Raw genomic sequence first — 26,869 nt, forward strand, 5'->3', positions numbered from 1 at the left:
CGACGGCCACCCCAACAGCCGCATCGACGACCTGCTGCCCTGGGCCTACGCCCCGCCGCAAGCCCTCAAAGCCGTGGCCTGAAAACGACGCTTACTCTCGATCTCGACCGGTGGGCGGTCCTCGAAGTCCACCATCAGGCGCAGGGTGCCGCCGATCGCGGCGACGTCGTCGCGCAGCGTGGAGATCAGCATGTCGCTGCGCTGCTCCAGCCTGGACACGCTGCCCCGACCGAGGCCGAGCGTCCGGGCGAGCTTGGCCTGGGTGTTGGCGTGCGCCTCGCGGAGCTCCCGCAGCGCCATGTCCTCCGCCACGACCTCGGCGGCACGGGCCTCGACCTTCGCCTGCCGGGCCTTGGGCAAGGAGGCATCTTCTGGTCGAGCGTCGTCATGGTCTCCTCCTGTCCGTTGCGACCGTCGTTCGTCCGCACCGGCCCCCGTCATCGCGGGGCGCGGACCGCCGGTCCGCGAGCCCGGGATCCATAGACCCGGTGCCGGTGGCTCACGACGGACAGGGGATATGGGTCCCGGGCTCGGCCCTGCGGGCCGCCCCGGGATGACGGAGCAATTCTGCAAAGCCCTCGCGCCGGCAGCCGACCCGGTATCGGTCGAACTCCGTTGTTTCGATCGAGAGCCTGCGGCGTACTGGGTGCTCCGCCTTCGCGGAGCACGACGGAGGAGAGGCTTCGGACCTCGAGCTAGCACGCGACCGCCTTAACAGCATGGCGAAGCAGTTCGTAGCCCGGGTCGAGTGAAACGAAACCCGGGTTCTGCAGCGCGGCCCGCCCCGGGACGTCGCCCGCGGTCCATCGGGGCTGCAAGCGGCTTCGCCTGCTGTCCGGCGTGCCGGCGGGAGCGGCGGCGAGCCCCGGGTTTCGTTCCACTCGACCCGGGCTACGGCTTGCTCCAGCCGAGACCTCGGAGGTTGTCGCTGGATTCCGGGTTCGCGGCTTCGCCGCGCCCCGGAATGACGGCGAACTCATCACCTGAAAACAGGATGATCCGGCCGCCTCGTTCCGGACCCCCGCATTCCGCTCGCGCTTCATGCGGGCTACGGCCGCTCCGGCCCCGGGCGCGGCGCGGAGCGGGAGCGGCGCCGCGTCCGGGATCCCTGGTGTCGCAGGATGGGGCGAGTCCCATCCGGTCGGCGTAACCCGATCCTAACCCGGACGGGTTTCGATCGCTGCGCGTGAGACCAACGGCCTCCGGCCCCGATCTCGGGCTTGCCCGAGATCAGCGTGGATACAAGTCCAGGTCGGCAAGCCGACCTGGATGGCCGCATCCTGCGAGGCTCGCCTTCGGCGAGCCCCTCGGGATGACGGGGCGATGTCACGGGCCGTCGGTACGACCCGCCGGGCGCGCGACGGGCGGATGCAGCAGCGGGGCGGATGCAGAACCGGGGGGAGGCCGTGTCGTCGATCTTCGGGTGGTTCTTTCTGGACGTCCGCGGCCGCATCGGGCGGCAGGAGTACTGGCTCGGCCTGCTGCTGACGCTGCTCCTGGTGCTGCTGATCGGCCCGCGCCTGGAGGACCTCGGCCTCGCCTTGCTCCGGCCGCGCCGGCCCACCTGGTCTCGCGACGAGCTGGACTTCGCCCTGCTGCTTCCCAAGCTCCTGCTCGTCGCCGTCGCCGGCTGGCCGCTCGTGGCCGTCGCGGGCAAGCGGCTGCACGACCTCGGCCTGTCGGCCTGGTGGCTGCTCGCCCTGCCGGCCGTGCAGGTCCTGGCGACCGTGAGCCATGTCGACCGGTGGCACGTCGCGGGCCGGGTCCTGCTGGTGGTGATCGGGCTGGTGCCCGGCCGGCGCGGCGACAACCGGTTCGGCGCCGATCCGCGCGCCCGCGCTCCGTCTCCGCCGTGAGGCCGGGTCCGGTCGCTCGGGCGCCTCGTTCCGGAGTCCCGCATTCCGCTGCGCTGCGTGCGGGCTGCGGCGCCGGGGGTGGCGCGTGGCCTGCAGGGCGCCCGCCGGGCGGAATGCGGGAGCGGCGCCGCGTCCCGTGGCGCGGTCAGCCGCGGCGGATCGTCTTGAAGCGCCGGGTCTGCTCGGTGAGGGCCCGTTCGGTCGGCAGGCGCTCCATGCTGGAGGCGCCGTAGAAGCCGTGGCAGTTCGGGCAGTGCTCCAGGATGTAGGTGGCGTCGTCCGGCTCCGAGATCGGGCCGCCGTGGCAGAGCACGATCACGTCCTTGCGGACGCGGAGCGCGGCCTCGGTCCACTCGTTGATCAGCGCCGGGCAGTCGGCGAGCTTGCGCGACGTCTTCGAGCCGATCGCGCCGCCGGTGGTCAGGCCCAGGTGGCAGACGATGATGTCGGCCCCGGCCCTGGCCATCGCCTCGGCCTGCCCGGGATCGAAGACATAGGGCGTGGTCAGCAGGCCGAGCTCGTGCGCCTTGGCGATCATGTCGACCTCCAGGCCGTAGCCCATGCCGGTCTCCTCCAGGTTGGCGCGGAAGACGCCGTCGATCAGGCCGACGGTCGGGAAGTTCTGCACGCCCGAGAAGCCGAGGCCGTCGAGCCGGCGCAGGAACGGCTCCAGCAGCATGAACGGATCGGTGCCGTTGACGCCGGCCAGCACCGGGGTGCGCTCGACCACCGGCAGCACCTCGGAGGCCATCTCGACCACGATGTCGTTGGCGTTGCCGTAGGCCAGCAGGCCGGCGAGCGAGCCGCGCCCGGCCATGCGGTAGCGGCCGGAGTTGTAGATGACGATCAGATCGATCCCGCCGGCCTCCTCGCACTTGGCCGACAGGCCGGTCCCGGCGCCGCCGCCGACGATCGGCTGGCGGGCGGCGATCATGGCGCGGAACTTCTCCAGGAGCGCGTCGCGGGTGAATTTCGGCATGGTCTGGACTCCCTCGGTCTGGGTCAGGCGATCTCGCGATAGGCGGCGACCAGCGCGGCGACGAAGCCCGGGTCGTTGATGTGCTCGGGCCGCCGGATCACGCGCCGGCCGGCGGTCTGGACGACGGTCCGCTCCAGCGCCTCGAACAGGGCGCGGTCGGCCTCGGGGTCGTGGAACAGCTGGCCGGGGCGGTCGAGCGCCGAGACGCCGCCCTCCGGAATCAGCAGCCGGACCGGGCCCTCCATGCGGTTCAGCCGCTCGCCGATCCACACGCCCATCCGGGCGTTCTCCTCCGGCGTCGTGCGCATCAGCGTGACTTGCGGGTTGTGCGGATAGAAGAGGCGGCCGCGATAGTGCTCCGGCACCGTCTCGGGCGCGCCGAAGTTCACCATGTCGAGGGCGCCGCAGGAGACGACGTAGGGCAGCCCGGTGCGGATCACCGCGCCGAACCGGTCCTCGGTGCAGGCGAGCACGCCGCCCATCAGGAGGTCGCAGACCTCCGTGGTGGTGATGTCGATCACCCCGGCGAGCAGCCGCGAGTCGACCAGCTTCTCCATCGACTGGCCGCCCGTGCCGGTGGCGTGGAAGACGAGGCAGTCGTAGTGGTCGGCGAGCGCCGCGGCGACCGCCTGGACGCAGGGCGTGGTGACGCCGAACATGGTCAGGCCGATCGCCGGCTTCGCCGCGGCGCTCGGCGGCCGGTGGTGGGCGATCATCCCGGCCAGCGCGTGGGCCGCGTTCGACAGGATCTGCTCGGAGATCCGGTTGATGCCGGAGACGTCGGTGACCGAGTACATCATGCAGATGTCCGACGGGCCGACATAGGGGCGGACGTCGCCCGAGGCCATGGTCGAGACCATCACCTTGGGCGTGCCGACCGGCAGGTCGCGCATCGCCGGGGTGACCAGCGCGGTGCCGCCCGAGCCGCCGGCCGAGACGAGCCCGGCGAGATCGGTCCGGGTGGCGACGAAGCGGCGGAACGCCTCGGTCATCGCCGCGATCGCCGAGCCGCGGTCGCCGGTGAACACGGCGGCGGCGCCGCCGGGGTGATGGGCCGCGACCGCCGCGGCCGGGACGTCCGCCGACGTCGCCGCTCCGGACGTGGCGAGGTCGACCGTGACGGTGCGAATCCCGGCGCGCCGCAGGCAGTCGGCGACGAAGGCGAGCTCGCGCTCCTTGGTGTCGAAGGTCCCGGCGACGTATGCTGCGCTGTGACCCGCGTTGGACGGCGACGGCATCGTGGCATCCTCCCGTGTCGCGACGGCGTGGTCGCGCCGCCTGATCAAGAAAACGGCAAGTGCCGTGCCATGGGGCAACCCGCACCACGCCGATGAAATCGGGACGCGTCGACGAGTAAATCGGGGGAAGCGCTCCGGATGTACCCAGAATTACCCGAAATGACCCATGAGATCGGCGATGCATGCGGCGACCTCGTCGCGGCGCAGCCGGCGGCGACCGGGCACATCGTCGACCGCATCCCGGCGCGGCGGGACGGCCTGCTGATCGTCTGCCCGCATTTCGCCGGGCTCCGGGCCGGCGCGGCCGACCTCGTCGGCTGCCTGCCGATCGGCGACGCCAACGGCGCGACCCTGGCGCTCGCCGGGGCGTTTCCGGACGATCCCGGGATCCACGCGGCGATCTTCGCCGCCGATCCGTTCCGGCCGGCGCCGGTGCTCCTGACGGCGCTGCGGGACGCCGGCATCCGCGCCGTCGTCAACCTGCCGACCGTGGCGACCGTCGCGGGCGGGCTCGCGCGGGCGCTCGGCCATGCCGGCGTCGACTACGCGGCGGAGCTGGCCGTGCTGGCCGAGGCCGGCCGGCGCGGCCTCGACGTCCTGGCCGTGGTGACCACCGGCGAGCAGGGACGCCAGGCGGTGGCGGCCGGCCTGCGCCGCGTGCTGGTCTACCCGGTCGCCGCCGCCGGCGACCCGGCGGAGGGCGAGCGCCGCGCCGCCGCCGCGCTGGACGCGGTCCGGGCGGTGCGCGCGGCGGCGCCCGCCACCGAGATCCTCGCCTTCCGGCATCCGGACCACGGGGCCCGCATCGCCCCGCTGCTCGCCGCCGCGGACGGGGTCGTCGACTGGGCCGTCGACCGGGCCGCCGCCTCGCGCGACGCGCCGGCGCAGCCCGCCGGCCGGTGACGCGCCGGCCTCACGCGATCCCGTAGTGCCGCATCTTGTTGTAGAGCGTCTTGCGGGACAGGCCGAGGTCGCGCGCCGTGGCGTCGCGGCGGAAGCGGTTGCGGCGGAGCGCCTCGACGATCCAGTCCCGCTCCGTCTCGGCCGTGCTGGGCGCCGGCGCCGGCGTCGCCGGCCGGGCGGCGGCGCGGCCCGGCGCCGCCGCTGCCGGCGCGTCGAGGAGCGGGATCAGGTCGGCGGCGCCGATCACCTCGCGGTCGCCCAGGATGGCGGCCTGCTGGACGACGTTGCGCAGCTCGCGCACGTTGCCGGCCCAGCGGTGGCTCATCAGCCGCTGGTAGGCGGCGTTGTCGATCACCTTCGGCGGGCCGCCGTGACGGGCCGCGAAGGCCGACAGGAACTGCCGGGCCAGCAGCGGGATGTCCTCGATCCGCTCGGCCAGGCTCGGCACCCGGATCTCGAGCTGGGCGAGCCGGAAGAACAGATCCTCGCGGAAGCGGCCCTCGGCGCTCGCGGCGCGCAGGTCGCGATGGGTGGCGCACAGCACCCGGACGTCGAGGCGGTGCGGCTGGTTGCTGCCGAGCCGCTCGACGACGCCGCTTTCCAGGATCCGCAGCAGCTTCCCCTGGAGCGGGAGATCGAGATCGCCGATCTCGTCGAGGAACAGGGTGCCGCCATTGGCCTCCTCGAAGCGGCCGAGGCGCGACCGGCTGGCGCCCGTGAAGGCGCCGCGCTCGTAGCCGAACAGCTCGCTCTCCAGGAGATCGCGCGGGATCGCGGCACAGTTGACGGCGACCAGCGGACGGTCGCAGCGGCGGCTCGCCCGGTGCAGGGCCTGCGCGACGAGCTCCTTGCCGGTGCCGCTCTCGCCGCGGATCAGCACCGTGAGGTCGCTGTCGGCGAGGCGCTCGATCATCCGCACCAGGTGGGCCATCGCGGCCGAGCAGCCGATCAGGCCGAAGCGCCGTCCGTCGCCGAGCAGCTCGTTCTCGAGCGCCTCGACCTTGCGGGTCAGGCCGGCGACCGCCTTGAACGCCGCCGCGGTGTCGGACACGGCCGTCTCCAGCGGGATGCGGTCGACCGTCGAGCTGGCGATGTAGCCGTCGGCCCGGCTGGCCCGGCAGACCTCGGCGGCGCCCTGCGGGGTCGCGATCGGCCCGCCCTCGACGAAGCAGAGGATCTTCGGCCGCAGCCGGCGCGCCGTCCGGAACACCGCGGCGGCCTCGGCGGCGGCGCCGGCGGTGTCCTGGGTGGCGGGCTCGCCGGCGACGCCGCCGGTCGTCCAGCCGAAGTTGACGCAGACGAGATCGCTGCCGGCGGCCGCCATGTCGGCGCCCTGCTCGACGGTCCGGACATAGGCGGCGGCGAGCAGACCGGCCCGCCGGGCGGCCTCGATCAGCGCGACCTCGCGCCGCCAGCCGAGCCCGAGCCGTTCCATCCCGGCCCGCGCCTCGGGATCGAGCAGGATGACGCTCGGGAAGTTGATCACCCCGGAAAAGCCCCAGGCGGCGATCTGCCCGACCAGGGCCTCGACGTCGGTGCGCGGATCGAAGGTCGACGCGCCGAACAGCACCGGAACGTCGACGCGCCCGAGGATCTCGGTCCGGGCGAAGGCCGCGACGAAGGCGTTGCTCTCGTGAATCGGCAGCATGCACACGGCCGACGGCGCGCCCATCACCCGCACCCGGCCGGCGTTGAGCGCCAGGATGAAGTCGGCCCCGCCGCGCACCGCCGAGCGGGCCACCAGGCCGGCGCCGATCGCGGCGCCGATGCCGAACCGGCCCGCGGTGCCGAGCCGGGGGCGCCCCTGCGGCGTCCGCCCGCCCGCGGGACCGCCGCCGCCCGCCGGCGCTCGATGCTGATCGCCGGGAGATGTCATGCCGGCACGCCTGACGTCGGCTCCGCTCGATCGGCGCGCGCGCTGCGGAGCATGGTGGATTTCGGGCCGGTCGACGGGTCGACGCGTCCCGCGGTGGCGGACGCGGCCCGGGGGAGGGCGTCGCCCGGCCGAGTAGGCCTCCCCGGGCGTCCGCTCGTCAAGGCTCGACGGGCGGCCCGGACCCGTGCCGGCGGGACCGGTCCGGGCCCGCGGCGGCCGGCGATTCGGCCCGGTTTCGTCCGCTTCGCGGTGGCCCAAGCCTCAGTTTGACCATAAAACCGGGCGACCTACGGACCGGCGCGACGGCACGACGGGCGGACTCCGCCCGGGCGAGAAGGCCGGGCGGCGGGGGCGCAGGGGCGCGGCTGCGGGCCGGGCTCGCGGGGACACCCGGTCCCGGGACGCGGGAGCGGCGGCACACGGGCCGCCGGTCCGGCCGGTCCGGGGGACGGGCAGCGCCGAGGCGGGGATAGGGCGATGCGATTGATGCTGCGGTTCTTCGGCTTCCTGTTCACGATCGGGACCATCCTGTTCCTGGTCGGGATCGCGGCCGCCGCCGGCCTGATCTGGCACTTCTCCGAGGATCTGCCCGACTACACCCAGCTGCAGGAATACGAGCCGCCGGTGATGACCCGGGTGCACGCCGTGGACGGCGCGCTGCTCGCCGAATACGCCCGCGAGCGACGACTCTATCTGCCGATCCAGGCGATCCCCAAGCGGGTGGTCAGCGCCTTCCTGTCGGCCGAGGACAAGAACTTCTACGAGCACGGCGGCCTCGACTTCACCGGCATCGCGCGGGCCGGCGTGCTGTACCTGCAGAATCTCGGCTCCAGCCGCCGCCCGCAGGGCGCCTCGACCATCACCCAGCAGGTCGCCAAGAACTTCCTGCTCACCAACGAGGTGTCGTTCGACCGTAAGATCAAGGAGGCGCTGCTGGCGCTGAAGATCGAGCGGACCTACTCGAAGGACCGCATCCTCGAGCTCTACCTCAACGAGATCTATCTCGGCTTCTCGGCCTACGGGGTCGCGGCCGCCTCGCTCCTCTACTTCGACAAGTCGGTCAACGAGCTGTCGGTCGCCGAGGCGGCCTATCTGGCGGCGCTGCCCAAGGCGCCCTCGCAGCTGCATCCGTTCCGCCAGCGCGAGCGCGCCCTCGAGCGCCGCAACTGGGTGATCGACCGCATGGTCGAGAACGGCTACGTGCCGGCCGCCGAGGGCGAGGCCGCCAAGAAGGAGCCGCTCAACGTCACGCCGCGCCCGACCGGCGCCCACATCTTCGCCGGCGAGTACTTCGCCGAGGAGGTGCGCCGCGAGATTCTCGAGAAGTTCGGCGAGAAGCGCCTCTACGAGGGCGGCCTGTCGATCCGCACCACGCTCGATCCCAAGCTGCAGGTGATGGCCCGCAAGGCCTTCACCGACGGCCTCGTGCGCTTCGACGAGGGCCAGGGCTGGCGCGGCCCGGTGGCCAAGATCGACGTCTCGGGCGACTGGGGCCCGCGGCTCGCCGACGTGCGGGCGCTGAGCGACGTGGCGCCATGGCGGCTCGCCGTGGTGCTGGAGACCTCCGACCAGTCGGCCCGCATCGGCCTGCAGCCGGCGCGCGAGCCGGGCGGGGCGGTGTCGCGCGACCGGGCGGTCGGCATCCTGCCGCTCGACGGGCTGAAATGGGCCAAGGCGACCAGCGGCCCGACCCGCGGCAAGGCGGTGAGCAAGGCCTCGCAGGTGCTCGATCCGGGCGACGTCGTCTATGTCGAGCCGGTGGCCGGCAAGGACGGCCAGTTCCGGCTGCGCCAGATCCCCGAGATCTCCGGCGCCATGGTGGTGATGGACCCGGTGACCGGCCGCGTGCTCGCGCTGGTCGGCGGCTTCTCGTTCGACCAGAGCCAGTTCGACCGCGCCACCCAGGCGATGCGCCAGCCCGGCTCGTCGATCAAGCCGCTGGTCTACGCCGCCGCGCTCGACAACGGCTACACGCCCTCCACCATCGTGGTCGACGCCCCGATCGAGATCGACCAGGGCCCCGGCATCGGCGTGTGGCGGCCGGAGAACTACTCGACCGGCAAGTATTACGGCCCGCAGACGCTGCGCTTCGGCATCGAGCACTCGCGCAACGTGATGACGGTGCGGCTCGCCCAGGACATCGGCATGCCGCTGGTCGCCGAGTACACGAAGCGGTTCGGCGTCTACGACCACATGCCGCCCTATCTGTCCTACGCGCTCGGCGCCGGCGAGACGACCGTGATGCGGATGGTGACGGCCTACTCGATGGTCGCCAATGGCGGCCGGCGCATCACCCCGACCCTGATCGACCGCATCCAGGACCGCACCGGCAAGACCATCTACAAGCATGACCAGCGCGAGTGCCGCGGCTGCGACGCCGACGGCTGGAGCAACCAGCCCGAGCCCGGCCTGATCGACCGCCGCGAGCAGGTGCTCGACCCGATGACGGCCTACCAGATCACCTCGATCATGGAGGGCGTGGTGCTGCGCGGCACCGGCAACGTCGTCGCCTCGGTCGGCAAGCCGGTGGCCGGCAAGACCGGCACCACCAACGACGAGAAGGACGTGTGGTTCGTCGGCTTCACGCCGGAGATCGCGGTCGGCGTCTATCTCGGCTACGACAAGCCGCGCCACATCGGCCGCGGCGCCTCGGGCGGCCACATGGCGGCGCCGATCGTGCGCGACTTCCTCAAGGTGGCGCTCGCCGACAAGGCGCCGGTGCCGTTCCGGGTGCCGCCCGGCATCAAGCTGATCCGCATCGACGCCCAGACCGGCACCCGGGCCGGCCCCGGCACCGCCAAGGCCATCCTCGAGGCCTACAAGCCCGGCACGGCGCCGGCCGAATCGACCGCCTATGCCGGCACGCTCGGCCCCGACGGCCAGCCGATCGGCGTGACCCCGGAGGTCGACCGCGCGGTGCGCACCGGCACGGGCGGGCTGTACTGAGCGGGGCGGGGGCCTGTCGCTCCGCGGGCGCGGCGGCGCTGGCCGGACCGCGGGCGCGTGCATCGCACAGCAAAAAGCCCCCGCGGGGGACGGGGGCTTCTTGTCTCGCGGGGGTGGACGGGCCGGCCTGAAATGCGCCGGCGGTCCCGAGCTCCGACCCGAGAGCGGCCGCTTTACGCGCGGTCGCTTGCGCGCGGTCGGAGGCGAACGGTCAGAACTGCACGAAGGGGTAGCGGGCCTCGGCCTCGCGGCGCATCCGGTTGGCCTCGCGCAGCGTGCGGCCGACTTCCAGAACGATCGTCTTGACCACGTCGAACGCCCGGGAAACGGTGCCGTGGGCGGCCGAGTGCGGGTCGAGTGCGAAGTCGGGGGTGGATGTGCGGATCATCGTTCAGTCCTCGGCAACTGGTGATCGGCGGTTCATCGCCGTGTCGTGAACCTGATATCGGTCACCGGCCGGGATTTAAAAAGGGCGCCTTCGCGCATGCAGAAGTGATACAAATTCACAAATGGTGCAATATCTGCTTAACCGCGCCCTGAACGGCGCCGGCCGGGGCGCGGTGGCGCGCCGCCCGGAGCAACTTCCGCCGACACGGAGAAATGGAAAAGCCCCGGCCGGGCCGGGGCTTTTCTGTCGCGCGGCGGACACTGGAACCGCCGCCGGGTCAGCGACCGATATTGGGGAAGCGGCGCTGGAAGTCGGCCCGCATCTCCTGCGCCTCGCGCAGCACGTCGATGACCGAGCCGACGCCGGCGAGGGCGCGGCCGAGCAGCGAGGCCTTGCGGGGACGGGCGGCGGCAGCCGGGGTGTCGATGAGATTCATTGGTTCAAGCGCTCCTGATCGCGGTGTGGGGGGTGAAGCCCTGATTCGGTGTTCCTGTTTATCATTGCCTCGAACCAGAACATGATATTGCGGCGCACCCGTGACAAGGAATTGCATAAGATTTTATTGATTAATTTTTGGTTGCGATGCGACACAATCGAACGGTGCCGCGGATCTGAATCGAATGAATAGTGATTCATACGACATTCTGGCCCGGGCAGGGGGACACGAGCAGGGGAGGCCAGCAGGGGGGGCACGGGCACGGGGGCATCGATCGGCCGGCGGCCCATGGGCGCCGAGACAAGACCGAGTCCAGCCTCTCCATCGTGTCGTCCGTCGGGCGAGGGCCTTGCATAATCCGGTCGTTCCGGCCGGCGCGGAGCGCCGGACCCCACCATGGTGTCAGCCGTGTCCCCGAACACCCGTCAGTGATGTCCCCGGTCCGAACAACGAGCCCGGCCATGACGGACCGAGGAGGTCGGAGATTGCCGCCGCTCGTATGATGCTCCGGCTTCGCGGAGGACGACGTTGGCGGAGCACGACGTTCGCGGAGCCCGACGGAGGAGCGGCTTCGGACCGCGAGCCGGCGCCCATGGGGCGGCAACCCGGTCTTGCGTCCGGCGCGGCCGCCGGGCACGGTCGGCCCCGGGCCTGTCGGGGACGCATCACGAGGAGCACGCCATGGGATTCGTCTGGGCACGGCTGATCGTCCTTCTCGCCGGCTGGCTGGCGGCGCTGGCGACCGCGCTGACCGCCTCGGCCCTGCTGGCCACCCCGCGCCTGTCGGTCTTTCTGGTCAGCGGCGGCCTGTGGACGGCCGTCATGCTGCTCGACTGACCGGCGGGTCGCGCGTCGCCGCCGCGGCCCCTACGCCGCCGCGACCCGACGTCGCCGCGCCGGGGGCGGCCGGCCCTGCGGGTTGCGTCCGCCGGTCCGGGCCGCTACATGCGGCAGCGACAGTGGTCGGCGCCGCCCGGTTCGGCGGCGACGGTCACGACGACAGTCGCGGCGGCCCGTCCGGTCCGCCGAACGCCGTGTGCGGCGGGCCGAGCGGCCCGGCCGGCGCGGCCCGGAAGGTGGCGGTTCATGCGCGCGGAAACCCAGTCCGTGGTGGAAGAGATCAAGCAGTCGGTCGGGCTGCTGAGGAGGCATCTTTGACTTCGACCGGGCCCGCGCGCGCCTGGCGGAGCTGAACAAGCTCGCCGAGGATCCCGACCTCTGGAACGACCCGCAGCAGGCGCAGCGCCTGATGCAGGAGCGCACCAGCCTGGAGGACAGCCTCACCGCGATCGGTCGCATCGAGCAGGAGCTCGACGATCAGGTCATGCTGATCGAGCTCGGCGAGGCCGAGAGCGATTCCGGCGTGGTCGGCGAGGCCGAGGCCGCCCTCAAGGGCCTCAAGGCCGAGGTCGACCGCCGCCAGCTCGAGGCGCTGCTCTCCGGCGAGGCCGATCCCAACGACACCTATCTCGAGGTGCATGCCGGCGCCGGCGGCACCGAGAGCCAGGACTGGGCCGCCATGCTGCTGCGCATGTACACGCGGTGGGCCGAGCAGCACGGCTACAAGATCGAGTACCTGGAAGAGACCGAGGGCGAGGAAGCCGGCATCAAGTCGTCCACGATCATCATCAAGGGCCACAACGCCTATGGCTGGCTGAAGACCGAGCGCGGCGTGCACCGGTTGGTGCGCATCTCGCCGTTCGATTCGAACGCGCGCCGCCACACCTCGTTCGCCAGCGTCGACGTCTATCCGGTCATCGACGACCGCATCGTCATCGACGTCAAGGAATCGGACGTGCGCACCGACACCATGCGGTCGGGCGGTGCCGGCGGCCAGCACGTCAACAAGACCGAATCGGCGGTGCGGCTCACCCACATCCCGACCGGCCTCGCGGTGGTCTGCCAGGCCGAGCGCTCGCAGCACAAGAACCGGGCGACCGCCTGGAACATGCTGCGCGCCCGCCTCTACGAGATCGAGCTGAAGAAGCGCGAGGCCGCGGCCGCGGCCGAGTTCGAGGCCAAGACCGACATCGGCTGGGGCCACCAGATCCGCTCCTACGTGCTGCAGCCGTACCAGATGGTGAAGGACCTGCGCACCGGCGTGCAGACCTCCGACACCGGCGGCGTGCTCGACGGCGACCTCGATCGCTTCATGGAGGCGACGCTCGCCCAGAAGGCGTTCGGCGGCGGCCCCGAGCAGATCGAGGACGTGGAGTAGCGGCGCCGGGCGGACAGCCTCTCCTCCGTCGTCGCCCGGCTCGACCGCACAGGCGCTCGAGACAGGATCGAAAGTCCAGCCTCTCGATCGTCCTCGTCCGCGCAGGCGAGGGCTTTGCAGAATCCGTCATTCCGGGACGACGCGGAGCGTCGGACCCGGACTCCAGCCCAGAATGCCGAGTTCGAAGCTGGATTCCGGGTTCGCGCCGGAGCCTGCACTCGGGCGGCGCGAAGCGCCGACCCGGGTGGCGCGCCCCGGAATGACGAATTCTGCAAAGCCCTTGCCTTCGCGGAGCACGACGGAGGAGAGAGCCACGCCCTCTTCGCGCCGGCGCGGCACCCGGTCCGCCGTCCGCCCCGTCGCCCCCGCCCGGCCTGCTTTTTCCTCACCCGGGTGGGCGATGCTGGCGTGAAATTTGCAACTTTCGCCGCTTTGTTGTAATAATTTACGAGTCGGAAAGCATTTCGGGATTCGCGTCCTGCGGTGCGATTCGAGGCGAAGTCCTGCCGCGTGTTTCCTCTGTCGCTTTGTCCCTGTCGCGTTCTTCCTGCCGCGTTCTTCCTGCCGCGTTTCCTTCGTTGCGTTTCCTCTGTTGCGTTTCTCCGTCGCGTCTCTGCCGTCTGCGTCACTCGTCTGCTGCGGCGCCCTGGCCGGCGTCGCATCCGTTCGTGTCGCTCCGTGGGCGTCGCCGGGTCGGCGATGCCGTCGCATGCGGGGTCCCGGACGTCGCTCCCCGGGGTCGCGCCACCAGGGAGGTGCTCGCCGGCACACGGCGGCAGGAGGTGCGGCCCGCGGGCCGATCGGCGGACCGGATGCATGGCCGCCATGCAGATCGCCGCGCCTGACCGAGACCGAGCCGCCGTTAAAGCTTCGTTAACCATTGCTGTAGTCACCAAACGCCAGATTCGTACCGCGGACTGAGCGGGAGCACTGATTGTCTCGAGTTCCCTTCACGACGGCGGAGTCGTGCGGGCAGAAGCTCCGGTAAAGACCACCGAGCATGGGACCCAGGACCGTCCTGACCAGGAGGGTGGATGTCCAGCGCGAGAATCAGTTCCGCCGGTGTGGCGGATACCGAGACCCTGCTGAACCTGCTTCAGCGCAAGAGCGGCATCCGCAGCGAGCTGCAGCGGCCGGCCGGCTCGTCGGAGCACGCCCCGGGCTTCGCCCCGGCGGCCGGAGCGGCCGGCGACGTCAACGGGCCCGGCGGCGCCGGCAAGTACTCGATCAGCAGCGAGACCATGGCGTTCCTGCTCACCGTGCAGCAGACCGCGGTGGAGAAGGCCCCGGCGGCCCCGGCCGGCAGCGCCGGCGGTCCCGCCAACGGGGCCGGCCCGGAGAGCCGCGTCGACCTGATCTTCCGTGCCATGGACACCGACAACGACGGCCGCATCGGCCGCGCCGAGTTCGTCTCCTTCATCCAGGCGCGCGGCGGCGCGGCGAGCTTCGCCGAGCAGATGTTCGACAAGATCGACGCCGCCGACCAGGGCTTCATCACCCGCGACCGGATGGCCGCGGCGATGCGCCAGGCCTCGGCCGAGCCGGCCGACGCCGCCGCGGCGGCCACCGCCGCGGACGATCGCCGCCCGCCCTTCTCGGTCTCGGCGTGAGGCCGGCCGGCCCGGCGCTGCCGTGAGCCCTGCGTGGTGCCATTCCGCCGATGCGGCGGTCGCCTCGCCCGCTGGCCCGTGCGCCGGCGCGGCTCGCGCTCCCGTCCGGGCGCATCATTCCGTCCAGGTGCATTCTCCCGTCCAGGTCAATTCTCCCGTCCAGGCGCAGCGTCCCGGCGCACCGTCGCCGATCTGCCGGAACCGGCGGTCTCGCCCGTATAAGCCACGTACAAGCGAGAGCGGACGGCGGGCGCGGGGCCCGGGACGGCGCATGCCGCGTCGCCCGGCGGTGCGGTCGTGCGCACTGGGAGAATCGAATGTCCACTTCCATCGCCGGCGCGACCGACACGTCGAGCCTCTGGTCGCTGCTGCAGGCCCTGCAGTCGGGCAGCGCGAGCGGCTCGTCCGGCACGAGCTCGTCGTCGTCCTCGACCGCGTCGTCGGATGCGTCGTCGTTCTTCGATCTGCTGTCGCTCGTCGGCGGCTCGTCGTCGTCGTCGAACGAGGAGGAGGAGAACAGCTCCTCCGACTCGTCCGGCTCGGGCAGCGGGCTCGGCGGCGAGGTGATGATGATGCTGATGATGCTGCAGCAGGCGTCGTCGTCCGCATCCGGCGATTCGTCGTCGAGCGAGTCGGATTCGTCGGTCTCGGCGGTCGGCGAGACGAGCGGCAGCAACCCGCTGCAGCAGATGTTCGACAGCATCGACAGCGACGGCGACGGCAGCATCACGTCGGAGGAGCTGTCCGGTTACGTCGAGTCGCTCGGCGGCTCGGAGAGCCTCGGCGAGACGCTGTTCTCGATGCTCGACCAGAGCGGCAGCGGCAGCGTGAGCGAGGATCAGTTCGCCGCCGCGGCCGGCGCGCCGCCGCCGCCCCCGCCGCAGGGCGGGCCGGGTGGCGCCGGCGATGCGGCCTCCGACATCGTCTCGGCGCTGGACAGCGACGGCGACGGCACGATCTCGCAGAGCGAGCTGGAGAGCTTCGCGGGCGAGAGCGGCGGCACCAGCACGGAGGCGGACTCGATTCTCACGTCGCTCGACGGCGACGGCGACGGATCGATCAGCCAGGCGGAGCTGTCGCAGAGCCTGAAGGCGATGTTCGACACCGTCGCGGCGTCGATGTTCTCCGGCAGCAACCAGCAGCGCAGCGTCTCGCTGCGCGCATGACGCGAGAACGGCGCCCGCACCCGGCGACGCGCGTTGCCGTCGCCGGGCCTGCGGCGTCGTCGTCAGGCCGGCGTGGCGCCGAAGCCCGCCGCCTCGATCGCCTCGCACAGCGCGGCCGGGGCCGCCGACGTGGCCGCCTCGACGCGGCCGCTGCCGAGGTCGATCGTCACGTTCGCCTGCGGATCCTGCGCCTTGATGATGCGCTCGACTGCTCTGACGCAGCCGTCGCAGGTCATGCCCGTGACATTCAGTGTGACCATGGTGTCTCGACCTTTCCGTTGTTTCGCGAGGCGGGTCCCATAAACCCGCGCGGCAAGACGTTCTGTGGCTGGATGACTGGAATTCAACAGAATTCGCCGCGTCGCGCTTGCACCCCTCACCGCGGTTGCCGACAGTGGGGGCCGTCGCGGCGAATCACCTTGATATCCCGCAATCCGTATCTGTGTTCCCGGAGCTAGTTATGGCCCGCGTCGGTGCCATTTTCGTCGGCCTGTGCATGGCGTTGATCGCCGGTTCGCTCGGCACGCTCATGTACCTCTATGTCGGCACCAATGCGGCCGAGTCGGCAATCGTGACGCTGGTCGCGTTCACCGGCCTCGCCGTCTACAACGCCGTCGCCCTGAAGGCACGCGAGCGCGGCGACGCCGACGGTCCGATCGCCGATCTGTCGCGCGGCACCACCGATCTCGCCCGTCAGGTGATCGATCTCGGGCGCCGCGTCGCCACCATGGAGAGCCGCCTCGATGGCGTGCTCGACCGGGTCGGCGAGGCGGCCAAGCCGCTCTCCGACGAGCTGGGCGAGCTCGGATCGCTGCTGAGCCAGCTCGCCGAGACGGTGGCGACACACGACACGCTGCTGCGCTCCGGCGCGCCGGGCAGTCCCTATCTGGTGCCGGGCGGCGCGCCGCCGGCGGAGGCGGGGCAGGGCTCGCCGACGGCCGCCATCGCCGCGCCGGCCGTGGTCGCTGGTGCGGCCGAGACGGTGCCGGCGTCGGGCGCCGGCGCCTTCGCCGGGCTGCCGCGCGAGACCGCGACCGCGCTGGTGCGCGACGCGATCGACGGCGGCCGCGTCGACCTGCTGCTGCAGCCGATCGTGATGCTGCCGCAGCGCAAGGTCCGCTACTACGAGGCGGTGGCACGGCTGCGCACCCGCGAGGGCGAGGTCGTGATGCCGGCCGACTTCCTGCCCGTCGCCGAGGCGGGCGGGCTGATCGCCCGGCTCGACAACGCGATGCTGTTCCGCTGCGTCCAGATCGTCCGCCGGCTGATCGGCAAGAACCGCGACATCGGGCTGTTCTGCAACGTCTCGGCCGCGACCCTGGTGGATCCGCAGTTCTTTCCCCAGTTCAACGAGTTCGCGGACGCCAACCGGGCCCTCGCCCCGTCCTTCGTGTTCGAGTTCCGGCAGGACGCCTACCGCTCTTTCGGCCCGCTGGAGAACGAGAGCCTCGCGGCGCTCACCGAGCGCGGCTTCCGCTTCTCGCTCGACCACGTGGTCGACATGCGGTTCGAGCCGCGCGACCTCGCCGACCGCGGCTTCCGCTTCGTCAAGGTGCCGGCGTCGCTGCTGCTCTCCCGCCACGCGGCGGCGACCGACATCCATCCGGCCGACCTCGCCGGCCTGCTCGGCCGCTACGGCATCGAGCTGATCGGCGAGCGGATCGAGACCGAGTCGACCGTCGTCGACCTGCTCGACTACGACCTCAAATACGGCCAGGGCTTCTTGTTCTCGCCGCCGCGGCCGGTCCGCCCGGAGGTGCTGCAGGGCGGCGCCGAGAAGCTGGGCGAGCTCGGCGTGCTCGACACGCGGCCGGCTGCGCCGGCGCCCGCCGCGGCGTCGCTGGCGCCTCCTGCGCCTGTGCCCGCACCCGCCCCGATGCCGGCGGCCGCGGCCCCCGCTCCGGCGGCCGCGCCTGTGCCGGCGGCTGCGCCTGTGCCGGCGGCTGCGCCTGTGCCGGCGGTTGCGCCGGCCGCCCAGGCGAGCGGCCTCGCCGCCATCCTGGGGCTGCGCCCGGCCATTGTGCCGCCGTCCGCCGGGTCGTCGGCTCCCGCCGTCGCTCCGCCGCCCGGCATCGCCACGGTGATCCCGGCGCCGGCGCCCGCGACGCCCGTGACGCCCGCTCCGGCCGCGCCGCCGGTCGAGGCCGCGGCTCCGGCTGCCGCGCCGCTGCCGGCGGCTCCCGCCCAGCCGGCGTCCGCCCAGGCTTCTGCCCGGGTTCCGGCCCAGCCGGCTTCCGCCGCGCCGCCGCCGCCGGCGGCCGAGACGGAGCTGCCCGTCATTCCGCCGCCGCCGACCGTCGCCCCTGCGCCCGCCGCCGGCGGGCCGCTGCTGCCCGGGCAGCCGACCTCGGCCCTGCTGCCGCCCGTCATCCCGGGCGAGCGGCGTCCCGGCGGCGCCGCCCGCGGCCATCCCGGCACCGTGCTGGCCCAGATCGCCCGCGGCATGCTGGCCCGCAAGACGACCGGCGGCTGAGACCGTTTCCGGGTGATCGACTCGGTCATTCCGGGACGGCGCACTCGGGACGGCGCTTCGCGCCGCCCGAGCACAGGCTCCGCGCCGGACCCGGAATCCAGCCACGAACACGGTCGTTGCCGCTGGATTCCGGGTTCGCACCTACGGTGCGCCCCGGAATGACGGGGCGGCCGGCACGGGACGGTGTCGTGCCGGGCGGGGGTGACGCGGTGGCGGTGATCGGATAGGACCTCGGCTCCCTTCCGATCGACGGACCCCGATGAGCATCCCGTTTCCGACGCTGACCGACCATTTCGCGCCGCTCGCGAGCCGCTACGACGTCCTGTTCTGCGACGTGTGGGGCGTGATCCACAACGGCGTCGCGCCGTTCCCCGAGACCGTCGACGCGCTGCAGCGCTTCCGGGCCGGCGGCGGCCGCGTCGTCCTCCTCACCAACGCGCCGCGCGACGGCGACGTGGTGGTGCAGTTCCTCGACACCCTGAAGGTGCCGCGCGACGCCTACGACGCCGTCGTCACCTCGGGCGACGTCGCCCGCGCCGAGATCGAGGCGCGCCGCGACCAGGCGGTGCTGCACATCGGGCCGGAGCGCGACTACTCGATGTTCGACCACCTGGAGCTGCGCTTCGCGCCGGTCGAGCGGGCCGACTACGCGGTCTGCTCCGGCCTGTTCGACGACGAGACCGAGACGCCGGACGACTATCGCGAGCTGATGGCGGCGATGCGGGCCCGCGACCTGTTCATGGTGTGCGCCAATCCCGACCGGGTGGTGGAGCGCGGCCACGAGCTGGTCTACTGCGCCGGCGCCATCGCGGATCTGTACGAGAGCATGGGCGGCGCCGTGATGTTCACGGGCAAGCCGTACCGGCCGATCTACGAGCGGGCGCTCGCCCGCGCCGCCGCGCTGCGCGGCGCCGCCGTGCCGCTCGACCGGGTGCTGGCGATCGGCGATTCGGTGCGCACCGACCTCAAGGGCGCGGCCGGCTTCGGCGTCGACTGCCTATTCGTCACCGCCGGCATCCACGCCGGGGAGCTCGGCGGCCACGAGACCGTCGATCACGGCGCGCTCGCCGCGATCTTCACCGAGGCCGGCCTGCTGCCCGCCGCGGTGACCCGCCGCCTGGCCTGGTGAGACGGCTTGCGGGCGATCGGCCCGCGTCGTTCCGGGGTCGCGCGGGGCCGGCCGAAGGCCCGACCCGATGGCGCTGCCCCGGAACGACCACCGAACGGCCGATATGCGAAACGGCCGGGCGGGGGCCCGGCCGGCGTGAAGGCTTGGTCGGAAGCGGAGTGAGGCCGCCGTCGGGCCGGCGGCTTACTTGAAGCGGCTTACTTGAACAGGTCGTCGACCGTCTTCTGGTCGATGGCCTGGCCGTCGAGCTGCGGGCCGTTGAGCAGGAGGCGCTGGGCGCGCTCGGCGCGGGCCTTCTCCTGGTCGCTGGCATAGGCCGCCTTGTCGGTCGGCGGGGTGGTGCCGACCGCGCGGGCGAAGCGGCTGACGCGCGTCTCGATGTTCTGCAGCGTCTCGATCACCTTGGCGATGCGCTGGCCGGTGATGTCCTGGAACGAGCAGGCCTCGAAGATGAGCACCATCTTCTCCTGCACCAGCGCCTGGAACGCCTTCGGGTCGCTCGCGTCGGCGCACATCAGCGCCTCGGCGCACTCCATGATGGTGTTGGTGGCGCTCTCGGTCGACTTGACGATGGCACCGAGCTCCTGGCCGGCGGCCGGGATGCGGTCCTTCTTGATCTCGTCGACCTGCAGGGCGCCGATCTCGCCGCGCATGCGCTCGATGTAGCCGGCGATCTCGTGCATCTCGCGATACACCGCCGTGTCCATCGTCTCGAAGAACACCTGCAGCGACTGCGCCGTGATCTCGGCGAGCGACAGCACGTCGGCGAGCGACACGTCTTCCTGACGCTTCTGGTGCAGGCACTCGATCAGGCTCTCGAGCTGCTGCGTCTTGACCCTCGCCATCGCGAGCTTCTCCCTTGGGATGAATCACCGCCCGAACCGCGGGCCCCGGCCGTCCGGCCGGGGCGCCGCCGGCGGCGGCACCCGAGACGGCTAGTCGGCGAACACCGCCTGGATCTTGCTCTGCAGGGTCTGGGCGTTGAACGGCTTGACGATGTAGTTGTTCACGCCCGCCTTCTTGGCGGCGATCACGTTCTCGGTCTTGGACTCCGCCGTCACCATGATGAACGGGGTCTTCGACAGGCTCGGATCGGCCCGGACCTCCTTGAGGAGCTCGTAGCCGGTCATCGGCTCCATGTTCCAGTCGGAGATGACGAGGCCGTAGCGCTTCTCGCGCATCTTGCCGAGCGCGGCCGAGCCGTCGGCGGCATCGTCGATATCCTCGAAACCGATCTGCTTGAGCAGATTGCGGATGATCCGGATCATCGTGTTGTAATCGTCCACGACGAGCACGGGCATCGAAAGGTCGATCGCCATGTCCTCACTCCGTTACGCAACAAACCGGGAGTACGCAGCGTCCTGTCACTGTTCTGCGGAATGTGGACAGGTCCCACCGCCCGAGATACACCCAGGTTTCTCCCCACTGGGGTCGGACGTTAGCAGCGCCTTTTGAACATCCGGTTAATCGAGCGTCCCGGAGAGCTTCGCGAGGCCCCATCGGGCGAATTTGGCGGAACCGGAAAGCACCAAGTTTCCTCGTGGTTTAGGAACGGTTGCCGAGAATCGTTAACCGCAGTTTGGCAACATGACAGCGCCCCCCGGGAGTCCTGGTCTCCGCCGCCCTTCGCCGTGCCGCGCGGCCGCCTCTCGCGTGCCGCTCCCGTCCGCCCGCAACCCGTGATCGTGCCGCATCCATGACCGACATCTCGTTTCCCGCGACCTCGTTCCGTCTGGTCCGCGACCGCCTCGACGCCCCGCCGCCCGAGGCGCTGACCGGCGCCGTGGTGGCGCTCGGCAATTTCGACGGCGTCCATCGCGGCCACCGCGCCGTCATCCAGGCCGCCCAGGCGCGCGCCCACGCGCTCGGCCGGCCGGCCGCGGCGATGACGTTCGAGCCGCATCCGCGCGCCCTGTTCAGCCCCGAGGCGCCCGAGTTCCGCCTCTCCAATGTCGACGAGAAGGTGCGGCTGTTCGCCGCCACCGGGCTCGACGGCGCCATCGTGATGGGCTTCGACAAGCCGCTCGCGGCGCTGACCCCGGCCGAGTTCGTCCAGAAGGTCCTGGTCGAGCGCTACAAGGTCGCCGGCGTCGCGGTCGGCTTCGACTTCCAGTTCGGCAAGGGCCGGGCCGGCACCACCGAGTTCCTCCGCAAGGAGGGCGAGCGGCTCGGCTTCACGGTCGACGTCGCGCCGCCGCTGCTCGACGCCGGCGAGCGGGTGTCGTCCGGCGCGGTGCGCTCGGCGCTGTCGCGCGGCGAGGTGGAGCACGCCTGGCGGCTGCTCGGCTACCCCTGGTTCCAGTCGGGCGAGGTGGTGCACGGCGACAGCCGCGGCCGCGACCTCGGCTACCCGACCGCCAATCTCAAGCTCGACCCCAACTGCAAGCTGCGCCACGGCGTCTACGCGGTGCGGGTCGGGGTCGACGGCAAGCGCTGGGACGGCGTCGCCAATTTCGGCCGGCGGCCGATGTTCGACTCCGGCGTGGTGCTGCTCGAGGCGTTCCTGTTCGACTTCAAGGGCGACCTCTACGGCAAGACCATCGACATCGCCTTCTACGCCTTCCTGCGGCCGGAGCTGAAGTTCCGCGCCGTCGAGGACCTGATCGATCGAATGAACGAGGATTCGAAGGCCGCCCGCCAGATCCTCGCCGGCGCCGGCAACGCCTTCCCCCAGCTCGCCGACGTGGCGGTGGTGAAGCGGGGGTAGGGGCCGCATCCTCGGCATCTGCCGCTTACCCCCCACCCCCGACCCCTCCCCGCCACTCGCTACGCGAGCGGGGGGAGGGGAGCTGCAGCGCTTCGCCGATTGTCACGCAAGGCGCCTCCACTCCTCTCCCCCCGCGCCCGCAGGGCGTGGCGGGGAGGGGTCGGGGGTGGGGGGAAGCCACGCAGAAGGGCATCGCCGTTTCCCCTCCAGGGGAGGGTGAAGCGGCCCTTTGCCCTTCACGGGCCGGCGGCGCCTTGTTAAGAACGGCGCGCCATGACCGATGCCGCCACGACGACCCGCGACTACTCGAAAACCCTCTTTCTGCCGGTGACCGATTTCCCGATGCGGGCCGGTCTGCCCCAGAAGGAGCCGGAGATCCTGGCCCACTGGGCGAAGATCGGCCTCTACGGCCGGCTGCGCAGCGCCTCGGAAGGACGCGCGAAATTCGTCCTGCACGACGGGCCGCCCTACGCCAACGGACACATCCATATCGGCCACGCGCTCAACAAGGTCCTCAAGGATCTCGTCACGCGCTCGCAGCAGATGCTGGGCTTCGACTCCAACTACGTGCCGGGCTGGGACTGCCACGGCCTGCCGATCGAGTGGAAGATCGAGGAGGAGAACTACCGCAAGAAGGGCAAGGCGAAGCCCGACCTCTCCGACCCGGCCGCCATGATCGCGTTCCGGCAGGAGTGCCGGCGCTACGCCGAGCACTGGCTGTCGGTGCAGCGCGAGGAGTTCAAGCGGCTCGGCGTGGTCGGCGACTGGGACCACCCCTACACCACCATGAGCTTCGCGGCCGAGGCGCAGATCGCCCGCGAGATCATGAAGTTCGCCCGCAACGGCATGCTCTATCGCGGCTCCAAGCCGGTGATGTGGTCGGTGGTCGAGCGCACCGCGCTGGCCGAGGCCGAGGTGGAATACGAGGATTTCACCAGCGACACGGTGTGGGTGAAGTTTCCGGTCCGTCGCTATGCCGGCGAAACCAGCGCAGATGCTGGGCAGCTCGCTTACGCCTCCGTCGTCATCTGGACGACAACGCCGTGGACGCTGCCGGGCAACCGCGCCATCAGCTTCTCCCACAAGATCGGCTACGGCCTCTACAAGGTCACCGACGCGCCCGCCGACAACTGGGCCAGGACGGGCGATCTGCTGATCCTCGCCGACAAGCTCGCCGAGGACGTGTTCAAGCAGGCGCGCGTCGTCGCATTCGAGAAGGTGCGGGCGGTGCCGGCCGACGATCTTGCTATTATGGCTTGCGACCATCCGCTGAAGGGGCTCGGCTACGACTTCGCGGTGCCGATGCTCGACGGCGAGCATGTCGACGACTCGACCGGCACCGGCTTCGTCCACACCGCGCCGGGCCACGGCCGCGAGGACTTCGAGATCTGGATGGAGTACGGCCGCAGGCTCGCGGAGCGCGGCATCTCCACCAGGATCCCCTACACGGTGGATGCGGACGGCCGCTACACGGCCGATGCGCCCGGCTTCGAAGGCCGGCGCGTCATCACCGAGAAGGGCGAGAAGGGCGACGCCAACGAGGCCGTGATCAAGGCCCTGGTGGACGCCGGGAACCTCGTCGCGCGCGGAAAGCTGAAGCACCAGTATCCGCATTCGTGGCGCTCCAAGAAGCCGGTGATCTTCCGCAACACGCCGCAATGGTTCATCGCCATGGACCAGCCGATTCTCTCGGCTGGGAAAACGCCTCCAGCTTTCGACGGTCTCGTGAGCGCCATCCATAGGGACGTGGCACCTGAAGTTAAGGCAGCAATCGGCTCTCAATTTGACACGCTCCGCGCCCGCGCCCTCAAGGCGATCCGGGCGACCCGCTGGGTGCCGCCGCAGGGGCAGAACCGCATCACCGGCATGATCGAGAGCCGGCCCGACTGGGTGATCTCGCGCCAGCGCGCCTGGGGCGTGCCGATCACCGTGTTCGTGCGCGACACGGGCCACGGCGAGGTCGAGATTCTGCGCGACGACGCTGTCGACGCCCGCGTGGTCGCGGCCTTCGAGCAGGAAGGCGCGGACGCGTGGTACGCCGCCGGGGCGCGGGAGCGCTTTCTCGGCGAGCGCGCCGCGGAAGGCTGGCAGAAGGTCGACGACATTCTCGACGTCTGGTTCGACAGTGGCTCCACCCACGCCTTCGTGCTGGAGGATCCGGAGAACTTCGCGACGCTCGCCGGCATCCGCCGCAAGGTGGACGGCGGTCGTGATCAGGTCATGTATCTCGAAGGCTCGGACCAGCACCGCGGCTGGTTCCATTCGTCGCTGCTGGAGTCGTGCGGCACCCGCGGCCGCGCGCCCTTCGACGTCGTCGTGACGCACGGCTTCACGCTCGACGAGCAGGGCCGCAAGATGTCGAAGTCGCTCGGCAACACGGTGGCGCCGCAGGATCTGATCAAGCAGCACGGCGCCGACATCGTGCGCCTGTGGGTCGGCTCCTGCGACTACTGGGACGACCAGCGCATCGGCCCGGAGATCATCAAGACCACGGTCGACACCTATCGCAAGCTGCGCAACACGCTGCGCTGGATGCTCGGCAACCTGGCGCATTTCCGCGACGAGGACCGCGTGAAGGTCGAGCGCATGCCGCCGCTCGAGCGCTACATGCTGCACCGGCTCGCCGAGCTCGACGCGACGGTGCGCGAGGCCTACGCCAACTTCGACTACAAGCGCATCTTCGCGGTCCTCAGCCAGTTCATGACCGTGGATCTCTCGGCCTTCTACTTCGACGTCCGCAAGGACGCGCTCTACTGCGACCCGATCTCGTCGCTGACGCGCAAGTCCTGCCTCACCGTGCTCGACCACGTCTTCCGCTGCACCGTGACGTGGCTCGCCCCGATCCTCTGCTTCACGGCCGAGGAGGCGTGGCTCGCCCGCTATGCCGGAACCGACGGCTCGGTGCATCTGGAGACCTTCCCCGACGTGCCGGAGAGCTGGCGCAACGAGGGGCTGGCCGAGACCTGGCGCAAGGCGCGCGCGGTGCGCCGCGTCGTCACCGGGGCGCTGGAGCTGGAGCGTGCGGCCAAGCGCATCGGCTCGTCGCTGGAGGCCGACCCGCTGGTCTATGTCGGCAACGACGACCTGTTCCGCGCCGTGGTCGATCTCGACCTCGCCGAGATCTGCATCACGTCGGGGGCCCAGTTACTCGAGGGCAAGGGACCCGAGGAGGCGTTCCGCCTGCCCGACGTGCCCGGCGTCGCCGTGCTGCCGCGCCGCGCCGAGGGCCGGAAGTGCGCCCGCTCGTGGAAGATCACGCCGACGGTCGGCGCCGACCCGCAGTACCCGGACGTCACCCCGCGCGACGCCCAGGCCCTGCGCGAGCTGGACGCCCTGTCCCCGGCGGCGGAATGAGGCGCCGACAGCGCGTAGGGTGGGCAAAGCGAAGCGTGCCCACCATCGGAGCTCCGGTCGGTGCGCCACCGCGTGGGCACGGCGCTTCGCACCTTTGCCCACCCTGCGCAAGCGGCTGACCATGGCGTCCAGGACCCTCCTCTCGCTCGGCCGCTTCACCTGGCTGGGGCTCGCCGCGGCGGCCGTGACGGTGGCGCTCGACCAGGCGTCGAAGCTGTGGCTGCTCTACGGCTTCGACCTGCCGTCGCGGGCGCCGCTGCACGTCTTTCCCGGCCTCGACCTCGTCGTCGTGTGGAACACCGGCATCAGCTACGGCCTGTTCCCGCAGTCCGGGGCGGTCGGCCAGTGGGCGCTGCTCGGCGTCAAGGTGATCGCCGTGGTGCTGCTCGCCATCTGGCTGACCCGGGTGGAGCGGCGCCCGAGCGCCCTGGCGCTCGGGCTGATCATCGGCGGGGCGATCGGCAACGCCATCGACCGGGCGAGCTTCGGGGCGGTGTTCGACTTCGTCCTGCTGTATCTCGCCACCGCCACGTGGCGCTTCAACTGGTACGTCTTCAACGTCGCCGACGTGGCGATCGTCGCCGGCGTCGTCCTGCTGCTGTGGGAGACCGTGGCGGCGCCGGACGCCGCAAAAGCGCCCTGATCCGTGATATACAGGAGAGGGTGGCCGACGCGCGGGTGACACCGGGCGTCGTGCCGGCACGGGGGAACGACATGCGAGCATTTTCGACGCGCTCTCTGCGGCGCACTTGCACGTGCGCCGCCGTCGCAGCGGCGCTCTCCGCCGTCCTGGTGATCGGCAGCGGCCCGGCCGTCGCCGAGGACGACGACGAGATGCCCGACGTCAAGGTGATGCGCAGCATCATGCGCGGCCTCGGCCTTCGGAAGCCGGGCGAGGAAGACCACATCGAATATCGCGAGCGGTCGCCCCTGGTGGTGCCGCCGTCGCGCGACCTGCCGCCGCCCGAGACGGCGCCGCTCGCCGCGCGCGATCCGGCCTGGCCCGACGACCCGGACGTGAAGGCGCGGCGCGAGGCCAAGAAGCACGCCCGCAAGTCGATCGACGTCGAGGAGGAGTCCCGCACCCTGACGCCGGCCGAGCTGAACCGGAAGGGCGCGCCGCGCACGGCGTCGGCCTCCGGCGCGCCGATCAAGTCCGGCGAGGAGGCGACCAACCAGGTGAAGCCGTCCGAGCTCGGCTACAGCGGCGGCCTGTTCAGCTGGCGCTCGTTCCTCGGCGCCGAGCCGAAGGAGGAGTACGGCACCTTCGACAAGGAGCCGAAGCGCACCGAGCTCACGCAGCCGCCGCCCGGCTACCTGACGCCGTCGCCGAATCAGCCCTACGGCGTCTCCAAGACCATCGAGCGGCCGACCAAGGCCAAGTCCTACGACCAGGCGGCCGGCAACGCCGAGCAGCGCTGAGCGCCGCGCGGTTCCGAACCGATCCGTTCCCGACGCGCACGGCGGCTGCCGTGCGCGTTTCCTTTCGGGCGGCCGAGTGTCGCGCGGGGCCGCCGCGAAACCGCCTCGGATACCCGCAAGAACCTGACCGATTTGTCATTTGAGCCGCCGGAGCGTTTCCGGAACAAT

At 71.4% G+C, this 26,869-nt stretch carries 22 protein-coding genes and 1 pseudogene; 13 read left to right on the forward strand and 10 right to left on the reverse strand.

All coding sequences use genetic code 11. The features are described 5' to 3' along the window. Positions 1–45: 45 nt before the first annotated feature. On the reverse strand, positions 46–360 hold the full coding sequence (locus J2S22_RS26900; RefSeq protein ID WP_272780197.1) for a helix-turn-helix domain-containing protein: 315 nt from the start codon (positions 358–360) through the stop codon (positions 46–48). A 1,046-nt stretch (positions 361–1,406) separates the two neighbouring features. Between J2S22_RS26900 and J2S22_RS26905 the strand changes: the two genes are divergently transcribed. Then, a complete protein-coding gene (locus J2S22_RS26905) occupies positions 1,407–1,856 on the forward strand; it encodes a DUF805 domain-containing protein (protein WP_272780196.1) in 450 nt (149 codons plus the stop codon). 145 nt (positions 1,857–2,001) lie between these two features. On the opposite strand, the gene J2S22_RS26910 is transcribed toward J2S22_RS26905, so the two are convergent. Both J2S22_RS26910 and J2S22_RS26915 read right to left on the reverse strand, forming a co-directional pair. Continuing rightward, complete coding sequence (locus J2S22_RS26910; protein ID WP_272780195.1) at positions 2,002–2,835, reverse strand: phosphoenolpyruvate hydrolase family protein; 834 nt, start codon at positions 2,833–2,835, stop codon at positions 2,002–2,004. A 23-nt stretch (positions 2,836–2,858) separates the two neighbouring features. Next, positions 2,859–4,094, reverse strand: a pseudogene (locus J2S22_RS26915) (Tm-1-like ATP-binding domain-containing protein); the annotation flags it as partial. 138 nt (positions 4,095–4,232) lie between these two features. Here J2S22_RS26915 and J2S22_RS26920 point away from each other — a divergent pair. After that, entirely contained in the window at positions 4,233–4,976 is a 744-nt protein-coding gene (locus tag J2S22_RS26920) for a phosphoenolpyruvate hydrolase family protein (RefSeq protein WP_272780194.1), read from the forward strand. A gap of 10 nt (positions 4,977–4,986) precedes the next feature. Here the strand turns inward: J2S22_RS26920 and J2S22_RS26925 are convergent, their stop codons facing one another. Continuing rightward, positions 4,987–6,852 (reverse strand): phosphoenolpyruvate hydrolase family protein, encoded by a 1,866-nt coding sequence (locus tag J2S22_RS26925; RefSeq protein ID WP_272780193.1) that lies wholly within the window; start codon positions 6,850–6,852, stop codon positions 4,987–4,989. Positions 6,853–7,329: 477 nt separating this feature from the next. On the opposite strand from J2S22_RS26925, the gene J2S22_RS26930 reads away from it, so the two are divergent. Then, positions 7,330–9,798 (forward strand): penicillin-binding protein 1A, encoded by a 2,469-nt coding sequence (locus J2S22_RS26930; RefSeq protein WP_272780192.1) that lies wholly within the window; start codon positions 7,330–7,332, stop codon positions 9,796–9,798. Positions 9,799–10,009: 211 nt separating this feature from the next. Here the strand turns inward: J2S22_RS26930 and J2S22_RS26935 are convergent, their stop codons facing one another. Beyond that, the gene (locus tag J2S22_RS26935) at positions 10,010–10,186 is read right to left on the reverse strand and encodes a hypothetical protein (RefSeq protein ID WP_272780191.1); all 177 of its coding nucleotides are present in this window, start codon (positions 10,184–10,186) and stop codon (positions 10,010–10,012) included. Between the two features lie 277 nt (positions 10,187–10,463). Then, positions 10,464–10,622 (reverse strand): hypothetical protein, encoded by a 159-nt coding sequence (locus tag J2S22_RS26940; protein ID WP_272780190.1) that lies wholly within the window; start codon positions 10,620–10,622, stop codon positions 10,464–10,466. Between the two features lie 681 nt (positions 10,623–11,303). Here J2S22_RS26940 and J2S22_RS26945 point away from each other — a divergent pair. After that, positions 11,304–11,459, forward strand: a complete 156-nt coding sequence (locus J2S22_RS26945) for a hypothetical protein (RefSeq protein WP_272780189.1) — start codon at positions 11,304–11,306, stop codon at positions 11,457–11,459. A gap of 249 nt (positions 11,460–11,708) precedes the next feature. Next, positions 11,709–12,840, forward strand: a protein-coding gene (prfB, locus tag J2S22_RS26950) for a peptide chain release factor 2 (protein ID WP_272780188.1) whose coding sequence is annotated in 2 segments (ribosomal slippage) — positions 11,709–11,777 and positions 11,779–12,840 — 1,131 coding nt in all. Because the reading frame shifts where the segments join, the coding sequence is not laid out codon by codon here. A gap of 126 nt (positions 12,841–12,966) precedes the next feature. On the opposite strand, the gene J2S22_RS26955 is transcribed toward prfB, so the two are convergent. Next, positions 12,967–13,155 (reverse strand): hypothetical protein, encoded by a 189-nt coding sequence (locus J2S22_RS26955; RefSeq protein ID WP_272780187.1) that lies wholly within the window; start codon positions 13,153–13,155, stop codon positions 12,967–12,969. A 719-nt stretch (positions 13,156–13,874) separates the two neighbouring features. Here J2S22_RS26955 and J2S22_RS26960 point away from each other — a divergent pair. Beyond that, positions 13,875–14,450 (forward strand): EF-hand domain-containing protein, encoded by a 576-nt coding sequence (locus J2S22_RS26960; RefSeq protein ID WP_272780186.1) that lies wholly within the window; start codon positions 13,875–13,877, stop codon positions 14,448–14,450. A gap of 317 nt (positions 14,451–14,767) precedes the next feature. Continuing rightward, positions 14,768–15,616 (forward strand): EF-hand domain-containing protein, encoded by an 849-nt coding sequence (locus J2S22_RS26965; RefSeq protein ID WP_272780185.1) that lies wholly within the window; start codon positions 14,768–14,770, stop codon positions 15,614–15,616. Positions 15,617–15,678: 62 nt separating this feature from the next. On the opposite strand, the gene J2S22_RS26970 is transcribed toward J2S22_RS26965, so the two are convergent. Further along, positions 15,679–15,876, reverse strand: a complete 198-nt coding sequence (locus J2S22_RS26970; RefSeq protein ID WP_272780184.1) for a heavy-metal-associated domain-containing protein — start codon at positions 15,874–15,876, stop codon at positions 15,679–15,681. A 200-nt stretch (positions 15,877–16,076) separates the two neighbouring features. Here J2S22_RS26970 and J2S22_RS26975 point away from each other — a divergent pair, with 200 nt between their 5' ends. Next, positions 16,077–18,089: an EAL domain-containing protein gene (locus tag J2S22_RS26975; protein ID WP_272780183.1), complete on the forward strand. Its 2,013-nt coding sequence runs from the start codon at positions 16,077–16,079 to the stop codon at positions 18,087–18,089. 259 nt (positions 18,090–18,348) lie between these two features. Further along, positions 18,349–19,218: a TIGR01459 family HAD-type hydrolase gene (locus J2S22_RS26980; RefSeq protein WP_272780182.1), complete on the forward strand. Its 870-nt coding sequence runs from the start codon at positions 18,349–18,351 to the stop codon at positions 19,216–19,218. Between the two features lie 197 nt (positions 19,219–19,415). On the opposite strand, the gene J2S22_RS26985 is transcribed toward J2S22_RS26980, so the two are convergent. Both J2S22_RS26985 and J2S22_RS26990 read right to left on the reverse strand, forming a co-directional pair. Beyond that, the gene (locus J2S22_RS26985; RefSeq protein WP_272780181.1) at positions 19,416–20,063 is read right to left on the reverse strand and encodes a protein phosphatase CheZ; all 648 of its coding nucleotides are present in this window, start codon (positions 20,061–20,063) and stop codon (positions 19,416–19,418) included. 90 nt (positions 20,064–20,153) lie between these two features. Next, positions 20,154–20,537: a response regulator gene (locus tag J2S22_RS26990; protein WP_111359976.1), complete on the reverse strand. Its 384-nt coding sequence runs from the start codon at positions 20,535–20,537 to the stop codon at positions 20,154–20,156. Positions 20,538–20,914: 377 nt separating this feature from the next. On the opposite strand from J2S22_RS26990, the gene J2S22_RS26995 reads away from it, so the two are divergent. From J2S22_RS26995 to J2S22_RS27010, 4 genes are all read left to right on the forward strand, one after another. Beyond that, positions 20,915–21,925: a bifunctional riboflavin kinase/FAD synthetase gene (locus tag J2S22_RS26995; protein WP_272780180.1), complete on the forward strand. Its 1,011-nt coding sequence runs from the start codon at positions 20,915–20,917 to the stop codon at positions 21,923–21,925. A gap of 273 nt (positions 21,926–22,198) precedes the next feature. Next, positions 22,199–25,279: an isoleucine--tRNA ligase gene (ileS, locus tag J2S22_RS27000; protein ID WP_272780179.1), complete on the forward strand. Its 3,081-nt coding sequence runs from the start codon at positions 22,199–22,201 to the stop codon at positions 25,277–25,279. A 121-nt stretch (positions 25,280–25,400) separates the two neighbouring features. Next, positions 25,401–25,922 (forward strand): signal peptidase II, encoded by a 522-nt coding sequence (gene lspA, locus J2S22_RS27005; RefSeq protein ID WP_272780178.1) that lies wholly within the window; start codon positions 25,401–25,403, stop codon positions 25,920–25,922. A 71-nt stretch (positions 25,923–25,993) separates the two neighbouring features. After that, the gene (locus tag J2S22_RS27010; RefSeq protein ID WP_272780177.1) at positions 25,994–26,701 is read left to right on the forward strand and encodes a hypothetical protein; all 708 of its coding nucleotides are present in this window, start codon (positions 25,994–25,996) and stop codon (positions 26,699–26,701) included. Positions 26,702–26,869: the final 168 nt, after the last annotated feature.

The organism is Rhodoplanes tepidamans, from assembly GCF_030813915.1.
Lineage (GTDB): Bacteria > Pseudomonadota > Alphaproteobacteria > Rhizobiales > Xanthobacteraceae > Rhodoplanes > Rhodoplanes tepidamans.